Raw genomic sequence first — 19,713 nt, forward strand, 5'->3', positions numbered from 1 at the left:
CCGGACCCCCAGTGTCTGGCTTCGCCAGGCTCGGGGGCTGCTTGAGTTGATGACCTTTCGGTCATCTTCCCGTTGGCTGCCATGTTGTTCCGGCGGTCATCCCCGGACGCCCGGTGTCTGGCTTCGACAGGCTCGGGGGTTGCTTGAAGAAGCTTGAAAGCCCGTCAGATCATCCAAGCGATCTGACGGGCTTCTTGCTGTTCGCGATGCCTCCGCGGCCTGCCTGAGCTGGAAAGCCCAGGCAGGCGCGAGTGGCTATGGCGGCTACTTCTCTCCCGGTCCGGTTAGCGGACGACGGTGAGACGGGGGAGGAGGGCGGCGGGGTGCCGGGCCATCGTGCAGGCGCGGCAGCGGCAGGAGGCGGGGCCACCGTGGCCGTGGACGATCTCGATGACCTCGGCCTCGTCGACGTCGTCGACCCGAGGCGAGGCGGCGGCGGTCACGAGGCGCAGGTGGGGACGCGCGGCCGGCTGCTCCGGGAGGACGGGCGCGAGCGCGGGCATCGGGACAGCCTCCGTGGTGCTCGGGCACGGGGCGACGGCGGCGGCTCGCCGGGACGACAGGCAGGCCGGGGCAGACGCGACGGTCAGGGCGACTGGGGGCACGGTGTCCTCCTCGTGGGCAACAACCTGGGACCTGCGACGGTGCTGTCTCGCCGACAGTGACGGGCTTGTGACCCGTACACCGTTGTCCGCGAAACCAGTGGAAGCGAAGGCTTCCCTTGGGGCGCCGACGCGGACCACACTGTCGGTGGCCGCCTTGCGGCGCCATGCTCCGTCTAGCCTGTTCCGGGCTGGTCCTGAGTGCCTAGTCAAAAGTGGACACTGTCGCCATCACACACCACCCTTGACAACCATGGCGGCTACCGGTCGTCTCGGTAGAAACTTGCGCGGATGTCCGCCGCCGGTCCCCCCTTCGGAGAGCGGGCGCGGCGTCGGCATGAGCGGGCGCGCGCCGCGCGGACCAAACACGTCGGTGTCCGGTCTGAGCGTCCCGCCGCCGAGCGTCACCGGCAGGCCGAGAAGCCCAGCCAGACGGATGCGCACAGCAGGGCCGGCCGCGCCGGCGGGTGGGTCGCGAGCCTGGTGCCCCACGGCCACCGGCTGCCGTTCGAGGACTGGACCGCTCGTCACCGGTTGCTGAAGTGGATCCTCGCGCTGCACCTGCCGGCGATCGTCGGCTACGCGCTCCTGCGCGACTTCAGCCTCACGCACGGCCTGGCGGCCGCGAGCCCGTCGCTGCTGCTGTTCGGCGCGGCCGCGCTGCCGGGCGCGCGACGGGTCCGGGCGCTGGCCGCGAGCCTCGGGCTGCTGTGCTGCTCGGTGGTGCTCGTCCACCTCTCGGACGGGCTCGGCCCGATGTACTTCCACTTCTTCGTCGTCGTCGCGCTGATCGCGCTGTACGAGGACTGGTCCGTGTACGTGCTGGCGATCGGGTTCGTCTTCATCTCGAACCTGGTGCTGCGCTACCTGGTCAGCCCGGGCGCGCTCACCGACAACGCCCGGCACAGCGCACTGATGCTGGCCGCGATGCACGCCGGCTTCATCGTCGCGCTCGCCTGCGCCCAGGTCGTCTTCTGGCACTACAACCAAAAGGAGCGCCGCCGGACGGAGCGCTACCGCCACCAGCTCTACGAGGGCCAGCAGAGCCTGATGGCGCGGCTGGAGGAGACCGAGAAGATCCGCACCGACCTGGTCGCCACGGTGTCCCACGAGTTCCGCACGCCGCTGGCCGGCATCCGCGGCAACCTGCTGACGATCCGCCGCCGCCGCCACCGCATGTCCGACGAGCAGTTGGACGTCATGCTCGACTCGGCGCTGAACTCCTCCGAGCGGCTGTCCCGGTTGCTGGAGAACATGCTGACCGCGGCGACCGCGACCGGCATCGACGACAACACCGTCTCCGACCTGCCCGAGGTGGTCCACGAGGCGCTCGGCAGCCTGCGCCACGCCTCCATGGCGGGCGCCGTGGCGGTCGACCTGCCCGAGCACCTGCCGGTGCGGATGTCCCGCCAGGCGCTGCACCAGGTGGTCGCGAACCTGGTCGACAACGCGCTCGTGCACTCCTGGCCGGGGACCCCCGTCCGTCTCATCGCGGGCCGGGTCGGTGACGAGGTCGTGCTGCGGGTCCGCAACCAGGGGCCCGACCTCGACAAGGAGACGATCGACCGGCTGTTCGAGCCGTTCACTCAGCGGGACGGCTCGGCGACGAGGTCGATCGACGGCGCTGGCATGGGCCTGTACGTGGTGCGCCGGCTGGTCGAGGTGCATGGCGGCCGGCTGCGGATGACGGCGGACGGCGGCGAGATCAACGTCGAGGTCGACATGTGGGCCGCCGAGCTGTCGCTGCCCACCAACGACCCGACCCACCTTCCGAACATGCCCGACCTGCCGGGGCTGCGTCCCGAGCGCCTGGCCCAGGACTACCCCCACGACGAGCCCGCGCTGGCCCCCACGCCGCCGCTGGCGGGCCAGCGCCCGCCGCGCTGGGACTGGCCCTCCCACGGGCCCATCCCTGCCGACGCCCCCGCCCCTGGCCGCATCGCCCTGGACGGTGGCGGTGGTCCTGGCCACTCCGCCCCGCTGGGGCGCCGCGTCGCGTCGTCCTGGCGGACACCCGACGACTTCCCCCTGGACCGCTCAGGCTGACACGCCAGCGGCCTGTGGCTGGGGTCCGACAATCACTGTCCTGGCCGCGCCACCACCCGCTGGAGCGTCGGGTCGTTCGGGCCGGCGTGGTTTCGTCCGGGTGCCGGCGTCCCTACCGCCAGCGCCAACGCGGCGTGTCGTCCACACCCGCGAGCGACCTGCCGCCGGGCAGCCGGGTCGGGTCACTGACGTGCCGCACTGGTCGGGATAACAGTCCGGCCCACCCCGGAGACGCGGGGCGGGCCGGACTGTTCAGTTCAGATGGCCAGGGTCAGCCGCTTGACGGGGACGAGGGCGGCGGCGGCGACGCCTTGCAGTCGTAGGCGATGTTCACCCAGCTTGATCGGAGCTGCCGTGAGCCGTTCGCCGGGCTCTGGCCGGTGACGCTGGAGGTGCCATAGTCGCAGGTCCCCCATGGGTAGCCCACGGCGAAGCCTCTACTCTCCAGCGCGGACTTGGCGTCGGCAACCGACATCCCGACGACGTTGGGCACCGTGACGCAGTCGCCGGCGACAACCGCGGAGACCGTGGTGGACCTGTCCGCCCGGGAGCCCGCGGCCGGTGCCTGCGACTGGATCTCCCCGATCGGCGTGTCCGAATCGAAGCACTTCTGCTGCGTCTGCAGTTGGTTGGTGAAACCGGCGTCGGCGACCGCGGCTTGAGCGTCACTCACGTTCTGGCCGATCAGGTTGGGGACGGTCGCGGTCGACGGTGTCGTCGGGGCGGCGCTGGTCGTCGGCGCGCCGGCGGCGGTCGAGTTCGACGGAGAACCGGGCTTCGTCGACGCGCCGGAGGCCGAGGACTTGGGGGTGACCATGACTGTCGTGCCGTTTACAACCGTGGCATACGGCGCCGTGGCCGCCGGGTCGATGATGTTGCCGGAGGTGTCGACGAACGGGGTCGACCTGACGCCCGGCGCGCCGACGGAGGACTCGCTGCCGGTGTCGGTGGCCCCGGACTGGCCGCCGGTCGACGCGGCCAGCGCCCAGCCGCCGGCGCCCGCGATGAGGGCGACGACGAGCGCCGCTCCGGCGGCGATCTTGAGTCGCTGCTGGCGGTTGTTCTGGCTGGGGGGCCGTCCGCCGCCACCTCCGGGCGCGGGCTGGCGCGAGGCGGGAATGGCCGAGATCACCGTGTTGCGGTCGGACTGGGTCGCCCCGGCGCGGCCGGGTACCCGGACCGGCTGGCCGCCGGTCGGCGGCTCGTCATCGTCGTCCCAGCCGCGCCGCGGGCCGCCCGGGCCGGCGCCGGGGACGGGCGGGAGTATGCCCGTCGGCGCGTCGTGGTCGTCGTCCCAGGCGCCGCCGCCGCGCGGCCCGCCGGGGCGGGGCCCCGGCACGGGCGGCATCAGGCCGGTGGCCGCGTCCGGGTTCCAGTCGTCATCGGGGTAGCCCCGGCCGGGTCCGTATGGCGGACCTCCCTGGCCGGCCTCGGCGTGGGCGACCTTCGTCATGCCGAGCGCCGCACCCGCACCCGCACCGGCGGCCGCAGCGGCGGCGGTGCGCCGGCCGCCGGCGCCGGCCATGGCGTCGCCGGCCTCGTTCCGGCGGTCCGGGACGCCGCGCTCCCAGGTGTCCTCGCGACGGTCCCAGTCCCGGTCGTCGTTTCGCCGCCGGTCGTCGTCCAGGTCCAGGTCCAGGTCGCGGTCCCGGTCGCGGCGCAGCGCGGACTCCAGCGCGCGCGCCGCCTCGGCGGCCGTCGGCGGGCGGTGCGCCGGCGACTTGGCCAGCATCGCCGCCAGAACGTCCCACACCGGCCGCGGCACGCCCTTGATGGGCAGCGGCTCCTGCTCGCGATGCGCGGCGAGCATGTCGGCCGGGTTCGCCTCGTCGAATGGCGGCATGCCGGCGAGCAGCTCGTAGAGCACGATGCCGGCGGAGTAGATGTCGACGGCGGGGGTGGGCGGCGTGCTGGTGCCGAGCTCCGGGGCCATGTAGAGCGGTGTGCCGATCGGGCCGGTGGCCGGGGTGCGGCCGCGGGACAGGGTGTCCACCATCCGGGCGATACCGAAGTCGGTGAGCCGGACCGCCGGGCCGTTGCCGCGGCTCTCCAGCAGCACGTTCTCCGGCTTGACGTCGCGGTGCACCACGCCCGCGCCGTGCACGTTGTCGAGTGCCCACAGCACGTCGATGACGATCCGTACGGCCTCGTCGACCGGCAGCGGCGCCTCGTGGCGCAGGTACTCGCGCAGGTCGGTGCCCTCGACGAGCTCCATGACGATCGCCAGCGCGTCCCGCTCGTTGACCAGATCGAGAACGCGTACCAGATCGGGGCTGTCAATGTCGTAGAGGATCTGCCACTCTCGCAGAAACCGGTCGACCACTACCGGGTCGTCGGCGAACTCGGGGCGCAGCATCTTCACGGCGACGGCGGCACCGTCGTCGCGGCGGCTGGCCCGCCACACCTCGCCGGTGGTGCCCTGCCCGAGCAGCTCGTGCAGGACGTACCGCGAGCCGAGTGTGCGCACTGCCAGACTCCCCCTCTACGCGCCGCCCAGCGGGAGGCGGGTGACGGCCACGACGGCGAGGCCGCGGCGGGGCGCGCGGCATGCCCGGTCACGATCTCGCCCGAGCCGCCCGTCCGACCCCCCGAACGACGGCTCGTGTCGGTCCTGGGCGGGTGGCCGGCTGGTCCGGACCGACGCCACAGGGCCGGGTCCGGAGCAGCGGCCGGGGCCAGTGGTCGCCGGCGTGCCACGGCCTGAAATGCCACGACCGTGCGACCACCGACCCTGACGTACCGGCATTGAGACTACCGATATCACCCAGGACGACACGGAAAAGGCTACGCTGTCGCATCCGCGGGTAGTCCGCTGGGGGTAGTCACATGTGACACCCGTGTGTAGCCGGCGATGAGGGACAACCGGTCCGCGGCGGCCGCGACGGTGGCGCCGAACAGCTCGCCCGGAGCACGGGTGAGCCGGCCGTCGGGCCCGGACATGGACAGCGCGGCGATCACGGCGCCGGAGGCACCGCGGACCGGCGCCGACACCGAGGCGAGCCCCGCCTCGCGCTCGCCGGCGCTCTGCGCCCAGCCGCGGGCGCGCACCTCGGCCAGCACCGCCTCGTCGAACACCGAGCCGGCCGGGACACCTCCGGTTCGCGGTCCCTGGCCGGGCGCCTCGCCACCGCCCGCATCGTCGCCGGAGACGAAGGCGAGCAGCACTTGGGCGCCGGACCCGGCCGTCATCGGCAGGATGGCGCCGACCGGGACCGTGTCCCGCAGCCCGCTGCCGCTCTCGGCGGCCGCGACGCACACCCGCTCGGCGCCACGGCGCACGTAGAGCTGGGTGCTTTCCCCGGTGGCGTCCCGCAGCTCCGCGAGCACCGTCGGGGCGGCCTGCAGTACCTGCCAGGGCAGCGGCCACAGCGCGGCGGTCGCCGACCCCGCGGCCAGGCGCGGCCCGGCGACGAACCGCCCGTCCGCGTCCCGCCCGACCAGCCGATGCGTCTGCAGCGCCATCGCGAGCCGGTGCGCGGTGGCGCGGCTGAGCCCGGTGCGCGCCACCAGCTCGCCGAGCGACATGGGGCCCGCCTCGACGGCCGAGAGCACCAGCGCCGCCTTGTCCAGCACGCCGACCCCGCTGGTCACCTCCTGGGTGCCGATGCCGTCGGCGCCGGTGAGGCTGTCCGCGCCGAGCCCAGGGGTGCCGACGGCCAGGCCCGGAGAGGGGATACGCTGTTCCATACGTTGATACTGCCATCCCAATCGCTGAGACGGCGACCCTCGAACGGCCACTTTCGAACAGTGACTTTCGAACGGTGACTTTCGAACGGAAGCGCCGAGGGTGCCGTCTCAGGGCGAGACGGCTGGGCTGGCCGGCGGCGGGACACAGCACTGCGACGACACAGCACTGCGACATTGTCAGAGAAGGAGTGGGCCAATGGGGCGCACACTCGCGGAGAAGGTCTGGGACGCGCACGTCGTGCGACGTGCCGACGGTGAGCCCGATCTGCTGTACATCGACCTGCATCTTGTGCATGAGGTCACCTCGCCGCAGGCGTTCGAGGCGCTGCGGCTCGCCGGCCGGCCCGTCCGCCGGCCGGACCTGACCATCGCGACCGAGGACCACAACGTCCCGACCACCGACACGCTGCTGCCGATCGCGGACCCGGTCTCCCGCGCCCAGGTCGAGGCGCTGCGCAAGAACGCCGCCGACTTCGGCGTCCGGCTGCACCCGATGAACGACCCCGGCCAGGGCATCGTGCACGTCGTCGGCCCCCAGCTGGGCCTGACCCAGCCGGGCATGACGGTCGTCTGCGGCGACAGCCACACCGCCACCCACGGCGCGTTCGGGGCGCTCGCGTTCGGCATCGGCACGAGCCAGGTGGAGCACGTGCTGGCCACCCAGACGCTGCCGCAGGGCCGTCCGAAGACCATGGCGATCACGGTCGACGGCGCGCTGCCCGAGGGCGTCACCGCCAAGGACCTGATCCTGGCGATCATCGCCGAGATCGGCACCGGCGGCGGGCAGGGCTACGTCCTGGAGTACCGGGGCGAGGCGGTCCGGTCGCTGTCGATGGAAGGCCGGATGACGGTCTGCAACATGTCGATCGAGGCGGGCGCCCGCGCGGGCATGATCGCTCCCGACGAGACGACGTTCGAGTTCCTGAAGGGCCGCCCCCACGCGCCGAAGGGCTCCGCGGCGGAGCACGGCCGAGACACAGACTGGGACGCGGCGGTCGCCTACTGGAAGACGCTGGCGACCGACGAGGACGCGGTGTTCGACCGGGAGGTGGTCATCGACGCGAGCACGCTCACGCCGTTCGTCACCTGGGGAACCAACCCCGGCCAGGGCGTCCCGCTGGATGCCTCCGTGCCGGACCCGGCCTCGTTCGCCGACCCTGGCGCCCGGGCGGCCGCTGAGCGCGCGCTGGCCTACATGGGCCTCACCGCCGGCACCCCGCTGCGCGAGATCGCCGTCGACACGGTGTTCATCGGCTCATGCACGAATGGTCGGCTTTCCGACCTGCGGGCCGCCGCCGACATCCTGCGCGGCCGCAAGGTCGCCGCCGGCCTGCGAGTGCTTGTCGTCCCCGGCTCGATGCAGGTCAAGGCGGACGCCGAGGCCGAGGGCCTGGACGAGGTGTTCCGCGCCTCCGGAGCCGAGTGGCGCAGCGCGGGCTGCTCCATGTGCCTCGGGATGAACCCGGACACGCTTAAGCCGGGGGAGCGCAGCGCGTCGACCTCGAACCGCAACTTCGAGGGCCGGCAGGGCCAGGGCGGCCGGACCCACCTGGTCTCGCCCGAGGTCGCCGCCGCGACCGCCGTCACCGGCCGGTTCGCCGCTCCCGCCGACCTGTGACATTGGTTCGCTGTGTCTCTGGTTCGCTCCGTCCGGGCACCGCGCTCCGGCCCCTCACTCGCTTCGCTCCCGAGGGACCTCCGCGCGACGGGGTTCCTGCCGGATTGGCGGAGCTTGCGGAGCCAATCTGGGAGGTCCGCCTCCTCCGCTCACGGGCGCTCCGGCGACCTCGCTGCGGCCCAACCCACGTCGCTTCGCTCGTGGGCTGGGCCTCCGCGAGGTGCGCCTCCGCGCCGCGGGGTCACCCACCACTGCACGTCACCAGGCCACAGCGGGTCCTGTCCGGGAGCCCTTCGCCTCGCGCGTGGGCCGGGCCTCCGCGAGGCGCGCCTCCGGGCCAGCTCGCTTACGTGCCGCTGAACGTCACGACCTGAACAACTTCTCAGACCTCGTCAGGAAGGGAGAGCGCCCGATGGAGGCGTTCACCACGCACACCGGCCGGGCGGTGCCGCTGCGGCGCAGCGACGTCGACACCGATCAGATCATCCCCAGCGACTGGCTCAAGCGCATCGAGCGGACCGGTTTCGGCGCGGGCCTGTTCTCCGAGTGGCGGACCGACCCGTCGTTCGTGCTCAACAACCAGGCCTACGCCGGCGCCACGATCCTCCTGGCCGGGCCGAACTTCGGCTCCGGCTCCTCCCGTGAGCACGCCGTCTGGGCGCTGCAGGACCATGGCTTCCGCGCCGTGATCGCGCCGAAGTTCGCCGACATCTTCCGTGGCAACTCGCTGGGCAACGGCCTGCTGACGGTCGTCCTGCCGGCCGAGACCGTCGACGCGCTGCTCCTGGCCGTCGAGGATGACCCGGCGACGGAGATCACCGTCGACCTCGGGGCCCGCGAGGTCCGCGGCGCGGGCATCGTCGCGCCGTTCGAGCTGGACGATTTCACCCGTTGGCGCCTCATGGAGGGCCTTGACGACGTCGGCCTTACCCTCCGCCACGCCGATGCCATCACAGCCTTCGAGCAGACCCGCCCGTCCTGGCTTCCCACCACGGCGTCGGCCTGATCCTCCGCGTCGAGTGGCGCGAGGGTCCCCGTCGGATCGGCGGGGAAGCGGAGGCCTGGTCCCCGCCGCCCGGCGGGCGGTGGGGACCAGGCCGTCTCGGGAAGGGCTCCCGGTAAGGCGGGGTTTCTGGCCCGGCGGTGCCGTTCTGGCCGAGCGCGCCGAAGGAACTGGCGATCCGGGTGTCGGGCCGCGGACAGGGTGGGCAGTGACGCTGACCCCGCCGCCAATGCCTCGCGCTGCGCGCTCAGGGATGAACGGGGCCGCGTCGGTCGCGGCGGCGGGCGACCAAACGGTAACAGAACGTCTGAAACGGCTCGAAAATCGGCGGGTTGATTGTGCTGATCGTGTTCGACTGTGCGCCGCAACAGAAGAGAGTGATCCGGTCGCCGATTGTCTCGAACCCGCTGACGTGCGGGTTTGTGTGACGCGACACGCTTCTGGGAATTGCCCTCGACAGTAGAGATGCCTACGGTGCAGCGCAGTGTGATGCCCGATCTGCTCCCCACCCCGCACCCGCGGGGGGTGTCCGGAGGTTGTTGTGAACAAGTCCCAGTTGGTTGACCGCATTGCTCAGCAGATCGAAGGCGGCCGGTCGAACGCGACCAAGGCCGTCGACGCGGTGTTCCACGCGATCCAGGAGGCCGTCTCCGCCGGCGAGAAGGTGACGATCACCGGCTTCGGGGTCTTCGAGCGGGTGGAGCGTGCCGAGCGGACCGGACGCAACCCCGCGACCGGCGAACCGGTTCACGTCCCCGCGTCGGTGGTGCCGAAGTTCCGCCCGGGCTCGGACTTCAAGTCCAGCGTCTCGTCCAACGACTAGGCCGCGTCTGACGGCCTCCGGCCACGCGAGGCTTCGCCATCATCGCCGCAGGGGTCCCCGGAAGACCGGCGCCAGCCGGTCTTCCGGGGGGAGCGACTTCGGCTAGCTCCAAGCCCGAGCGGGTCGCGTCGGCCCGCCGTGTTTCACCTCCGGAAAGGCGGCGAAAACGGCGGGCCGCGCCGCGCCGAGGGGTCTCCGTCCCGGCTCAGGCGCGGCGCAGTGCCCAGGCGGCGAGATCGGCCTGGTAGTCCGAGAGACGGTTCTCCTGGGGCCCGGTGACGCGGCGCTCCCAGCGGCCGTCCTGCGCGAGGTCCCAGACGGACACGTCGGGCGAGAACGCGTAGTCGAGCATCCGGCGCAGGGCCCTCCGGTTGTCGGCCTGTGTCACCCGGACCAACGCCTCGACCCGGCGGTCCAGGTTGCGGTGCATCATGTCCGCGCTGCCGATCCAGACCTCGTCCAGCGAGGTGAAGTCGAGGACCCGGCTGTGCTCGAGGTAGCGGCCGAGGACCGAGCGCACCAGCACGGTCTCTGACAGGCCGGGCACTCCGGGACGCAGCGCGCAGATGCCGCGCACCAGGCAACGTACCGGCACGCCATCCCGGGATGCCCGGTAGAGAGCGTCAATGATCTGTTCGTCGACGAGGCTGTTCACCTTGATCCGGACCCCGGAGGGCTCGCCGGCCCTGGCCGCGGCCGCCTCCCGCTCGATCCGTTCGATGATGCCGTCGCGCATGCGCTCGGGGGCGACCAGCAGCGACCGGTACACCGTCTGGCGGCTGTAGCCGGTGAGCACGTTGAACAGGTCGGTCAGGTCCGCGCCGACCTCTTCGTCCGCCGTCAGCAGGCCCAGGTCCTCGTAGAGCCTGGCCGTCTTCGGGTTGTAGTTGCCGGTGCCGACGTGGCAGTAGCGGCGTAGCCCGTCCTCCTCCTGGCGGACGACCAGGCAGGTCTTGGTGTGCGTCTTCAGCCCGATCAGGCCGTAGACGACGTGGCAGCCCGCACGCTCCAGCTCACGTGCCCACCGGATGTTGGCGGTCTCGTCGAACCTCGCCTTGATCTCGACGAGCACGACCACCTGCTTGCCCGCCTCGGCCGCCGCGATCAGCGCGTCCACGATCGGGGAGTCGCCGGAGGTCCGGTACAGCGTCTGCTTGATCGCCAGCACCCGCGGGTCGGCCGCGGCCTGCTCGATGAAGCGCTGGACGGAGGTGGTGAACGAGTCGTACGGGTGGTGGACGAGCACGTCGCGCTCGCGCAGCACCGTGAAGAAGTCCGCAGCCTCGCCCGCCTCGGTGACCAGGCTCGGGTGGGTCACCGGGACCCGCGGCGGGAACTTCAGCTCCGGCCGGTCGAGGTCGAACAGCGCCCACAGCACGGACAGGTCGAGCAGGCCGTGCACCAGGTGCACGTCACGGCGCAGGACCTCCAGCTCGCGGCAGAGCATCTTCAGCAGGCCGTCGTCGATGTCCGCGTCCACCTCGAGCCGCACCGCCGGGCCGAAGCGGCGGCGGGCGAGCTCGCGCTCCAACGCCTGCAGCAGGTCCTCCGCCTCGTCCTCCTCGACCTCGAGGTCGGCGTTGCGGGTCACCCGGAACATGTGGGAGTCGACCACCTCCATGCCCGGGAACAGCTGGGACAGATGGGCGGCGATCACCTCCTCCAACGGCACGAAGCACGCGTAGCGGTCGGGCTCCGGCTCGCCTGCGCCGCCCTCGACACCGTTGCCCGCGCCGTCCAGGCCGGCCGTCTCGTCGCCGGCGGCGTCCTCGGGGGAGAGGTCCACCCGGATCAGCCGGGGAACGTTCTGCGGCACCTTGACGCGGGCGAAGCGCTCGGCCTCGTCGCCCGGGTCCCGCACCGTCACCGCGAGGTTGAGCGACAGGCCGCTGATGTACGGGAACGGGTGCGCGGGGTCGACGGCGAGCGGGGTGAGCACCGGGAAGATCTGGTCGTGGAAGAACTCGTGCAGGCGCTGCTGCTGCTTGGTGGTCAGCTGGTGCCAGAACCGGATGCTGATGCCCGCGTGCACCAGCGAGGGCAGCACCTCGTCGGTGAAGCAGCGGATCGCGCGGTCGGTGAGCTGGGCGGTCTTGCCGCTGATCAGGTCCAGCTGCGCCCGGGGGGTCAGCCCGTCGGCGGAGCGGACGGTGAGCCCGGTCGCCTCCCGCCGCATCAGCCCGGCAACCCGGACCATGTAGAACTCGTCCAGGTTGCTCGCGAAGATCGCGAGGAACTTGGCCCGCTCCAGCAGCGGAGTGCTCACATCCTCCGCGAGCGCCAGCACACGCGCGTTGAAGTCCAGCCAGGACGTCTCACGGTTGATGAACCGGTCATCCGGGAGGTCGGAGGGCAGCGGGGGCCTGGGCGCCTCCAGCGGCTCAAGCAGGCCACTGCGGGGCTTGCGCCGCTGCTGATCTGAACCCTGCTCAGACTGGGTACCGGACCTCGTCACCACCAGCTCAGCCATGCCAGCGATGGTGCCAGCCCGAGGTGAACTCGGCAGCCGATCCCGATGTCCTGCATCGGTCGTCACTCGGCGCGCCCGCCGTGGTGCGTACGGCGCTCGCTGTCCGGATGACGTCTGTTCCGGATCACGTCTGTTAATGAGCGGGAAACACTTTGGGCGGACCATCGGTTGCGAGCGGGTTACCAAACGACTCACTCTGCAGGCTGACGAGTGTCGCCCTCCCGGGGCGAGAGCGGCGGGCGGGTGGCCGCTCGCGCTGGCGGCGGCACGTCCGTCAGCGAGGGTCTCCGGGCCGCCGCGGTCCACGGGAGACGCCGTCGGCCACCTGTGCGCCGGCCCCGAGGCCGGACGCCCGCCGGTATTCCCCTAGCGTGGGTGCGACGGCCGGGCCTGGGAGAGCCGAAGCGTCGATCCGGCTCGCCGGCCGACGAGGCGGGCGGAGGCAGCCGGGCGGTAGTTGGGTGTCGCCGCGTCTGGGCCCGGCGGGGGAGGGATGGGTGCGCTGACCGTGCAGGACCTGCTGTCCCGGCCACGCCCCATCGTCCCTTCCGCCCAGGGCTCCTCGGTGGACGGCGGCCACGCCACGCCGGCCGAGCACCCGGGCGCCGGCCAGCCGAGCGCCGGCCAGCCGGGCATCGATGGTGATCTGCTGGGCAGACCCGCGGTCGACGCCGGCGCGGAGGCCCTGGCGGCGGCCGGGCGGGTGACCTACCGGATCCGCCAGCGGCTTCGCTACAGCTACGACGGCCCCGCGCGTGATCTGGCGCACCGCCTGGTCGTGCTGCCGCCGCGCCGCCACGGCGACCAGACCGCCCGGCACGGGGAGCTGGCCGTCTCGGCGGCCGCGGCGTCGGTCCGCTGGGAACGCGGGCCCGACGGGGCGCGGACCGCGACCGTCTTCCTCGACGAGGTGCCCACCGTTCTCGACTTCGACGTCACGGCGATCGTCGAACGCGGCCCGTCCGCCGGCTGGCCGGCGCTGCCCGCGTCCGCGCTCACCGGCCGGCGGCTGCACACGCCGACGCCGCTGACCACCCCGGACGAGACGCTCACCGCTGTCGCGAGCCGGCTCACCGGCCCGGATCCGCTGACCACCGCGCGTCGGTGCTGCGCATGGGTGTTCGAGAACATCGCGTACCGCCCGGGCACGACCCACGTCGGGACGACAGCCGCGCAGGCGGTCGCCGGCGGCGCGGGCGTCTGCCAGGACCAGGCGCACGTGATGATCGCGTTGTGCCGGGCGGCGGGCCTTCCGGCCCGGTATGTGCTCGGCCATCTCGTCGGTGACGGTGAGTCACACGCCTGGGTCGAGGTGGTCCTGCCCGATGGCTGGGCGCCGCCTCCGCCCGGCCCGTCGACGCCGGGCCGGGGCCGGGCGGCCTGGGCGGCGCCCGGCGGCGCGGGCGCCGTGGCGGTGGCGCTCGACCCATGCCACAACCGGCTCGCCGACCGCCGGTACGTGACCATCGCGGCCGGCCGGGACTACCACGACGTCATGCCGACCTCCGGCGCGTACCGAGGCACCGGCCGGGGTGTCCTCGCCGCGAGCCAGCGTGTCGACGTCATCGACCTGGGCGAGGGCTGAGCGCCCCACCGCCCGGAGCAAGACGCCGGCGCCCGCGGCCGGACGCCTCCCAGAGGCGCCTCCCACGGACGCCTCTCACGGGGGTCCGTGGGGGCGGCCGGAAGTGGATCACGACCGTCGGCGTGTCGCGACACGCCGGTGGTGACCCGCGGCGGCCCTCACCACGAATCCGCTCCCCAGCCGCCGCCAGCCTGCCCACTCCGGTCTCCGCCGGCTTCCGGCGGCCCGCGCGATGGCCCACTTGATCGCCACTTCGGCGACTGGTCGTGATTCATTCGCCACTCGATGCAGTGTTCCGCCGCAGTGCGGATACGGTGCGTGTCAAAGTGTGCGCGGGTTGGATGCACGACTGGCATGACTGTCCGTCGGTCTGACCTGTCCTCAGCGGGATCGCGGCTGGGACAGGCGGCGGGCACCCGGCCCAGGGACACCGTTCGGAGGCGCGCCCGTGCGGGCGCGCCTGGCTCGAGCGCGCGCAGGTGGCGGGGCCGGGCGCGGCGGGCACCGCGCGGTGCGGGAGAGGGAGGCGGCTCAGGCCGTGACAGACATCGACGCCGTGAGCCGGTCGGCGGCCGCGGGCAGCCCCCTGGGCGCGCCTGGCCCGCTGGGCATCGGCGGCCCGCTGGGCCCGGGCGGAGTCCTCGCCACCGGCATGCCAGCCGGCCGGCATGCGCCGCCCCGACGCCCCGCCGGGCCGGCGCCGACCGTCTCGGTTCCGGCGCGGCCGGCCTCCCTGGTGCCGCTGCTCGCGGCGCTGGTCGCCGGGCTCGCGCGGGTCGTCACTGACGACGGCGCCGTGACGATCGTCGAGGCCGGCGCCGCTGGCGCGGGTGTCGCCGCGACCGGAGTCGCGGGCTGGTCGCTGTGGAGGGCGACGGCTCCCGACCGCGGCTGGCTCGGGCGCCTGACGATGGCGCTCGCGGGCTGGACCGTCCTGCAGGCCGTCGGCGTGGGGCTGGGCCCCGCGCCCGCGTCGGGGCTCGCGCGGGCGGCGGTGGCGGCCGGGGCGCTCGCGGCGCCGCTGCTGGCCGCCGCCGCCCTCGTCGCCCTGCCGAGGCCGTTCCCGCCCGGCCTCGCCGTGGCCCGCGGCCTGGGCGAGGGCGTCAAACAGGCAGGGAAGCGGGCCGCGCAGGCCGAGGGAGGCCTCGCCGGGAAGGTCACGGGGGCGACCCTGGGCGCCCGGCTGGCGGAGGCGCTCGTGACCGTGCGCCACCACGGCTGGGACGAGGCTGGTTTCGACGTGCACTACCAGCCGATAGTGCGGCTCGTGGACGGCGCCGTGGTCGGGCTGGAGGCGCTGGCGCGCTGGACCGAACCGGGGCGCGGCCCGGTGTCGCCGCTGACGTTCGTGGCCGCCGCCGAGGACGGGGGCCTGGTGGGGACGCTCGACGAGCTCGTGCTGGGCAGGGCCTGTGCCGAGGTCGCCGCGGTGCTGCCGGCGGCGCGCGGCATCCCGGCGACCCGGCTGCATGTCAACGTCTCCGCGTCGCGGCTCGCCGACCCCGCGTTGCCCGACGTGTTCGCCAGAGCCTTCGGCGCCAGTGGCCTCGACCCGCGCCGGCTCGTCGTCGAGATCACCGAGACGTTCCGGATCGCCGACCTGGCCGTCGCCGCGCGGGTGCTGGAGGCCATCCGCGCGCTCGGGCCGAGCATCGCGGTGGACGACGTCGGCGCGGGGCACACGAACCTCGCGGCGCTGCACGAGCTGCCGGTCGACGTCGTGAAGCTCGACCGGTGCCTGATCGAGAACCCGCTCGGCCCGGGGCGGGCCTCGCGGCTCGGGCGGTCGGTGATCACGGTCGCGCGCTCGCTGGGCGCCGTGGTGGTCGCGGAGGGTATCGAGCGGCGGGCGCAGCGCGCCGACCTCGCCCTGCTCGGCTGCGAGCTGGGACAGGGCTACCTGTTCGCCCGCCCGGCGCCGCTGGCGACGCTCGCACCGCTGCTGGCGGCCGCCGCGCCCGTGGCGCCGCTGGCTGGCTCGGCGGTCGGCGCGTATTTGAGCTCGTGAGGGCTGGCGGGCCTGGACGGCCGCCAGCGGCGAACTCTCCTTGCTGGGCGAGACGTTCCTCGACCGGGTTCGCCTTGTTCCGGGTTGGGTGGTGGGCGCGCTGGCATTTGCGGCCTGGACGGCCGCCGTCGCCGGCCTCTACCTGTGCCGTCGCCGGCCTCTACCGCACGGTGAGGTCAGCCGGCGTTCGCCGCCGCCGTGGCGAGCGCGGCGCTGGTCGCCGGGCCTACGCCCAGCAGCCGCGCCGCCGCGAGGTCCGCGACCGTGTCGACATCGCGGCGCAGACCGGGAACCGTGGCCGCGAGCCCGCCGGTCAGGTCGACGGCGCCCGACCGCAGGTGCAGCGCGTGGCTGTCCTCGCCGAACCGGGGGAGCAGCTCGCTGCCTGGCGCCGCGCACAGCAGGACGGTGCCCGTTCCGGCGGCATCGGCGAGGACCGCGCGGCCGGTGGGCGGCGCCGCCAGCAGCGCGGCGCGCAGCTCGGCCGGCCGCAGCGCGGCGAGGTCGGCCGACATCGCGGCGATGCCATGCCCCGGCCAGCGCCGCGTGGCGATCCTGGCGCCGTGCCGCAGCGCCGCGTTGAGCCCCAGGTCGGGCAGGTCGGGCACGGCCAGCACCGGTGCCAGGCCTCCGTGGCCCTGGCCCTCGGGGCCGTCTCCCGCGAGGTCACCGCCGTCCGCGGCGTGAGTCGTGATCGCGGCGCTCGCCGCCGGGTCGTTGGTCACCAGCAGCACGCCTGTCACGACGTCACGACCGACGGCCGCCGCCGCCGCGGCGGTGTCGGTCGCCATCGCGAGCGCGAGCAGCGCCCGGCCCGGGTGCTCCAGGCGGCTCTTGGCCGCGCCCAGCCGCTTCAACGGCAGCACGACGATCCACCCCTTGGGTCGCCCGCCCGCCACGACCCGACCATATGGGCTTGTCTGGCGTGACGAGACGTCGAGACCACGTCCGGCGGGTGCCCCGGCGGGTCATAGCGCGGTGGCGGCGCCGCCGCACGGAGGGCGCTGACATAACGTCGGCCCAAGCCCGGTACGGCTGAGCTGGTCGACGAGCCGGTTACGAGTGGATGAGACTTCGGCAGCATGACGACGAACGGCAGTGACGGCGGCGGTCCGCTGCGGGCGGCCGCGGTGCTCACCGCCGGGTCGTGGGGAACGGTCTTCGCGAAGATCCTCGCGGACGCCGGGCGGAGGGTGATGTTGGTCACCCGCGACGACGCGCTGGCGGCGACGATCAACCGGGAGCACCAGAACCCGCGCTACCTGCCCGAGGTCCGGTTACCAGACCGGGTACTGGCGACATCGGACCCGGCTGAGGCGCTGGCCCGGTCCGACCTCGTGGTGCTGGCCGTGCCGGCGCAGGCGCTTCGCCCGGCGCTGGCCGCCTGGGCGCCGCTGGTCGAGCCGACGGCGATCTACGTGAGCCTCATGAAGGGCATCGAGGACGGCAGCAGCCGGCGGATGAGCGAGGTGATCGGCGAGATCGCGGGCTGCGGCCCGGAGCGGATCGCGGTCGTCAGCGGGCCGAACCTGGCGAGGGAGATCGCGGCCGAGGACCCGGCGGCGACCGTGATCGCCAGCGTCTCGGCCGCGACTGCGGCCGCCGTCCAGGCCGCCTGCTGGACGCCGTACCTGCGCCCGTACACCAACACCGACGTCATCGGCTGCGAGCTCGGCGGCGCGACGAAGAACGTCATCGCGCTCGCCGCCGGGATGGTCGAGGGTCTCGGGTTCGGGGCGAACAGCGTCGCGTCGCTCATTACCCGAGGGCTCGCGGAGACCTCCCGGCTGGGGGTGGCGCTGGGCGCCGATCCCATGACCTTCGCCGGGCTCGCGGGCCTGGGGGACCTGGTCGCGACCTGTTCCTCGCCGCTGTCGCGCAACCGCACCGTCGGCGAGAAGCTCGGCCGCGGGATGACGCTGGAGGCGGTGCTGGCCGAACAGCGTCAGGTGGCGGAAGGGGTGCGGTCGTGCCGCCCCCTGCTCGCGCTCGCCTACCGGCTCGGCGTGCACATGCCGATCAGCCGGCAGGTGGAACGGGTCCTCTACGACGGGCTGCCGCCGCTGGAGGCGGTCAAGGAGCTGATGAGCCGAGAGCCGGGACCCGAGAACCGCCCCGTGTACCGAGGCGGCGGGTGAAGACCTGTCGGGGCGTCGCCGGAGGTGTGGGCCTGATGCCAGGCTCCGGTGGGATCTTCGGACGACTGTTCCGAAGATCCCACCGAGGCGTAGCCGCGCGGGAGACATCCGATGGGGTCCTTCTGCCCCGGCCCGACGCGAGGGGTCCCCGTGGATTTTTGCGTCAGCCAAAATACCCGGGGAACCTGGGCAGCGGCTCGATGAGGGCGCCGCTCGAGCGGAGCTTGCCGACCGGGTCCTCATAGCCGCGCTCGAGGAAGCGGGTGCCCGAGATCGTGCTGGCGCCGCCCGCGACCAGCGCGGCCAGGATGTAGGCGAAGCCCGCGCGCAGGTCGGGGATCTCCAGATCGCCGCCGACCAGCGGGGTCGGCCCGGACACGACCGCCGAGTGCTCGAAGTCCCTGGCCGCGAACCGGCAGGCCTTGCCGCCGAGGCAGGTCGTCGAAAGCGCGATGCTCGCGCCCATCTCGTTGAGCTGGCGGGTGTAGCCGAACCGGTCCTCGTAGATCGTCTCGTGGACCACCGACGCGCCCCGGGCCTGGGTGAGCAGCACGACCAGTGGCTGCTGCCAGTCGGTCATGTAGCCGGGGTGGACGTCCGTCTGCACATGGGTGGCGGTGAGCTCGCGGGCCCGGTAGAAGGTGATCCCACCGTCGGTGACCTTGAACTCGCCGCCGAGGCGGCGCAGGTGGTTCAGGAACGTCGCGGCGTGCTCCTGATGAGCGCCGCGGACGTCGACGCGGCCGTTGGTCGCCACCGCGGCGGCGGCGAACGAGGCGACCTCGATCCGGTCGGGGATCGCGGTGTGGTCGGCGCCGTGCAGCCGCTCCACCCCCTGGACCACGATCGTGCGGTCCACCTCGACGTCGACCAGGGCACCCATCTGCTGCAGGAACAGGATGAGGTCGATCACCTCGGGCTCGACGGCGGCGTTCGAGATCACCGTGGTGCCCTTCGCGCGGACGGCGGCGAGCAGCAGGTTCTCGGTGGCGCCGACGCTCGGGAACGGCAGTTCGACATGCGCGCCGTGCAGGCCCAGGGTCTTGACCTGCACCGACCGGAGCTGCTCAACGATCTCCGCGCCCATCGCGCGCAGCCCGGCCAGGTGGAAGTCGACGGGGCGCTTCCCGATCCGGCAGCCGCCGGGCAGCGGCACGACCGCCTCACCCACCCGGTGCAGCAGCGGTCCCATCATCAGGATCGGGATCCGGTTGACGCCCGAGTACGCCTCGGACAGCGACGCGTCGGCGATCCGTGGCGTCGCGATGCGCACCCGGTGGTCGTCGAGCCATTCGACCTGCGCGCCGAGCTCGGCGAGCATCCCGAGGACGACGTCGACCTCGACGATGCGGGGCACCCGCGCCAGCGTGCACGGCTCGTCCGTCAACAGCGTCGCGACCAGGAGCTTGGTCACCGAGTTCTTGGCGCCGGAGACCTCCACGGAGCCGACCAGCGGCTGCCCGCCGACGATCCGGTACCGGTGCCGGTCGCTGGCGGAAGGGGCCAGGAGCGGCGCCGCGGGGCCGGCCGTGGCCTGGGGCGCCTCCCGCCGGGAGGTGATAGAGCCAGGCGCCGGCGTAGCTCCTCTCGGCCCCGCGGAGCCCGGGGCTCCTCCTGGGTCGGCTTCGCCAGCCCGGGAGGCCGGCGGGGAGGATTGCTGGGAGGTCGGGGGCATGGGGTGGCCTCCTCGCGGTCGGGGCGGGTCTCCCGGAGTCCGGGGCGCCCCTTGGGCG

13 protein-coding genes are annotated in these 19,713 nt (G+C 73.3%); 7 read left to right on the forward strand and 6 right to left on the reverse strand.

Annotated features, from left to right (window positions below):
- Positions 1 to 284: 284 nt before the first annotated feature.
- Positions 285 to 605, reverse strand: coding sequence for a hypothetical protein (locus QOZ89_RS29750; RefSeq protein ID WP_071050595.1), 321 nt, complete (start codon positions 603 to 605; stop codon positions 285 to 287).
- Positions 606 to 893: 288 nt separating this feature from the next.
- On the opposite strand from QOZ89_RS29750, the gene QOZ89_RS29755 reads away from it, so the two are divergent.
- On the forward strand, positions 894 to 2,648 hold the full coding sequence (locus QOZ89_RS29755) for a sensor histidine kinase (RefSeq protein WP_071050594.1): 1,755 nt from the start codon (positions 894 to 896) through the stop codon (positions 2,646 to 2,648).
- A 271-nt stretch (positions 2,649 to 2,919) separates the two neighbouring features.
- Here the strand turns inward: QOZ89_RS29755 and QOZ89_RS29760 are convergent, their stop codons facing one another.
- Positions 2,920 to 5,115 (reverse strand): serine/threonine-protein kinase, encoded by a 2,196-nt coding sequence (locus QOZ89_RS29760; protein ID WP_071050593.1) that lies wholly within the window; start codon positions 5,113 to 5,115, stop codon positions 2,920 to 2,922.
- Between the two features lie 317 nt (positions 5,116 to 5,432).
- Entirely contained in the window at positions 5,433 to 6,335 is a 903-nt protein-coding gene (locus tag QOZ89_RS29765) for an IclR family transcriptional regulator (protein WP_083419094.1), read from the reverse strand.
- A gap of 196 nt (positions 6,336 to 6,531) precedes the next feature.
- Between QOZ89_RS29765 and leuC the strand changes: the two genes are divergently transcribed.
- The 3 genes from leuC to QOZ89_RS29780 all read left to right on the forward strand — a co-directional run bounded on the left by leuC (position 6,532) and on the right by QOZ89_RS29780 (position 9,779).
- Positions 6,532 to 7,953 carry a 3-isopropylmalate dehydratase large subunit gene (leuC, locus tag QOZ89_RS29770; RefSeq protein ID WP_071050592.1) on the forward strand — a complete coding sequence of 474 codons (1,422 nt, stop codon included), beginning with the start codon at positions 6,532 to 6,534 and terminating at the stop codon, positions 7,951 to 7,953.
- Positions 7,954 to 8,365: 412 nt separating this feature from the next.
- Positions 8,366 to 8,959: a 3-isopropylmalate dehydratase small subunit gene (gene leuD, locus QOZ89_RS29775; RefSeq protein ID WP_071050591.1), complete on the forward strand. Its 594-nt coding sequence runs from the start codon at positions 8,366 to 8,368 to the stop codon at positions 8,957 to 8,959.
- Positions 8,960 to 9,497: 538 nt separating this feature from the next.
- On the forward strand, positions 9,498 to 9,779 hold the full coding sequence (locus QOZ89_RS29780) for an HU family DNA-binding protein (protein ID WP_071050590.1): 282 nt from the start codon (positions 9,498 to 9,500) through the stop codon (positions 9,777 to 9,779).
- Between the two features lie 205 nt (positions 9,780 to 9,984).
- On the opposite strand, the gene QOZ89_RS29785 is transcribed toward QOZ89_RS29780, so the two are convergent.
- The gene (locus QOZ89_RS29785; RefSeq protein WP_071050589.1) at positions 9,985 to 12,249 is read right to left on the reverse strand and encodes an RNA degradosome polyphosphate kinase; all 2,265 of its coding nucleotides are present in this window, start codon (positions 12,247 to 12,249) and stop codon (positions 9,985 to 9,987) included.
- 493 nt (positions 12,250 to 12,742) lie between these two features.
- On the opposite strand from QOZ89_RS29785, the gene QOZ89_RS29790 reads away from it, so the two are divergent.
- Positions 12,743 to 13,834 (forward strand): transglutaminase family protein, encoded by a 1,092-nt coding sequence (locus QOZ89_RS29790; RefSeq protein WP_312626841.1) that lies wholly within the window; start codon positions 12,743 to 12,745, stop codon positions 13,832 to 13,834.
- 538 nt (positions 13,835 to 14,372) lie between these two features.
- The gene (locus tag QOZ89_RS29795) at positions 14,373 to 15,842 is read left to right on the forward strand and encodes an EAL domain-containing protein (protein WP_071050588.1); all 1,470 of its coding nucleotides are present in this window, start codon (positions 14,373 to 14,375) and stop codon (positions 15,840 to 15,842) included.
- A gap of 176 nt (positions 15,843 to 16,018) precedes the next feature.
- Here the strand turns inward: QOZ89_RS29795 and cofC are convergent, their stop codons facing one another.
- Positions 16,019 to 16,741, reverse strand: coding sequence for a 2-phospho-L-lactate guanylyltransferase (cofC, locus tag QOZ89_RS29800; protein ID WP_071050587.1), 723 nt, complete (start codon positions 16,739 to 16,741; stop codon positions 16,019 to 16,021).
- A 183-nt stretch (positions 16,742 to 16,924) separates the two neighbouring features.
- Between cofC and QOZ89_RS29805 the strand changes: the two genes are divergently transcribed.
- Complete coding sequence (locus QOZ89_RS29805) at positions 16,925 to 17,980, forward strand: NAD(P)H-dependent glycerol-3-phosphate dehydrogenase (RefSeq protein WP_198543362.1); 1,056 nt, start codon at positions 16,925 to 16,927, stop codon at positions 17,978 to 17,980.
- A 163-nt stretch (positions 17,981 to 18,143) separates the two neighbouring features.
- Here the strand turns inward: QOZ89_RS29805 and murA are convergent, their stop codons facing one another.
- Positions 18,144 to 19,655 carry a UDP-N-acetylglucosamine 1-carboxyvinyltransferase gene (gene murA / locus QOZ89_RS29810; protein ID WP_312626847.1) on the reverse strand — a complete coding sequence of 504 codons (1,512 nt, stop codon included), beginning with the start codon at positions 19,653 to 19,655 and terminating at the stop codon, positions 18,144 to 18,146.
- Positions 19,656 to 19,713 lie beyond the last annotated feature (58 nt).

The organism is Pseudofrankia coriaricola (assembly GCF_032027725.1).
GTDB lineage: Bacteria > Actinomycetota > Actinomycetes > Frankiales > Frankiaceae > Pseudofrankia.

Excerpts from the sequence above, each read along its gene's own strand:
- QOZ89_RS29755 (WP_071050594.1), top strand. The coding sequence starts at position 894 with ATGTCCGCCGCCGGTCCCCCCTTCGGAGAGCGGGCGCGGCGTCGGCAT.
- QOZ89_RS29765 (WP_083419094.1), bottom strand. The coding sequence starts at position 6,335 with ATGGAACAGCGTATCCCCTCTCCGGGCCTGGCCGTCGGCACCCCTGGG.
- leuC (WP_071050592.1), top strand. The coding sequence starts at position 6,532 with ATGGGGCGCACACTCGCGGAGAAGGTCTGGGACGCGCACGTCGTGCGA.
- leuD (WP_071050591.1), top strand. The coding sequence starts at position 8,366 with ATGGAGGCGTTCACCACGCACACCGGCCGGGCGGTGCCGCTGCGGCGC.
- QOZ89_RS29785 (WP_071050589.1), bottom strand. The coding sequence starts at position 12,249 with ATGGCTGAGCTGGTGGTGACGAGGTCCGGTACCCAGTCTGAGCAGGGT.
- QOZ89_RS29790 (WP_312626841.1), top strand. The coding sequence starts at position 12,743 with ATGGGTGCGCTGACCGTGCAGGACCTGCTGTCCCGGCCACGCCCCATC.
- QOZ89_RS29805 (WP_198543362.1), top strand. The coding sequence starts at position 16,925 with ATGACGACGAACGGCAGTGACGGCGGCGGTCCGCTGCGGGCGGCCGCG.
- murA (WP_312626847.1), bottom strand. The coding sequence starts at position 19,655 with ATGCCCCCGACCTCCCAGCAATCCTCCCCGCCGGCCTCCCGGGCTGGC.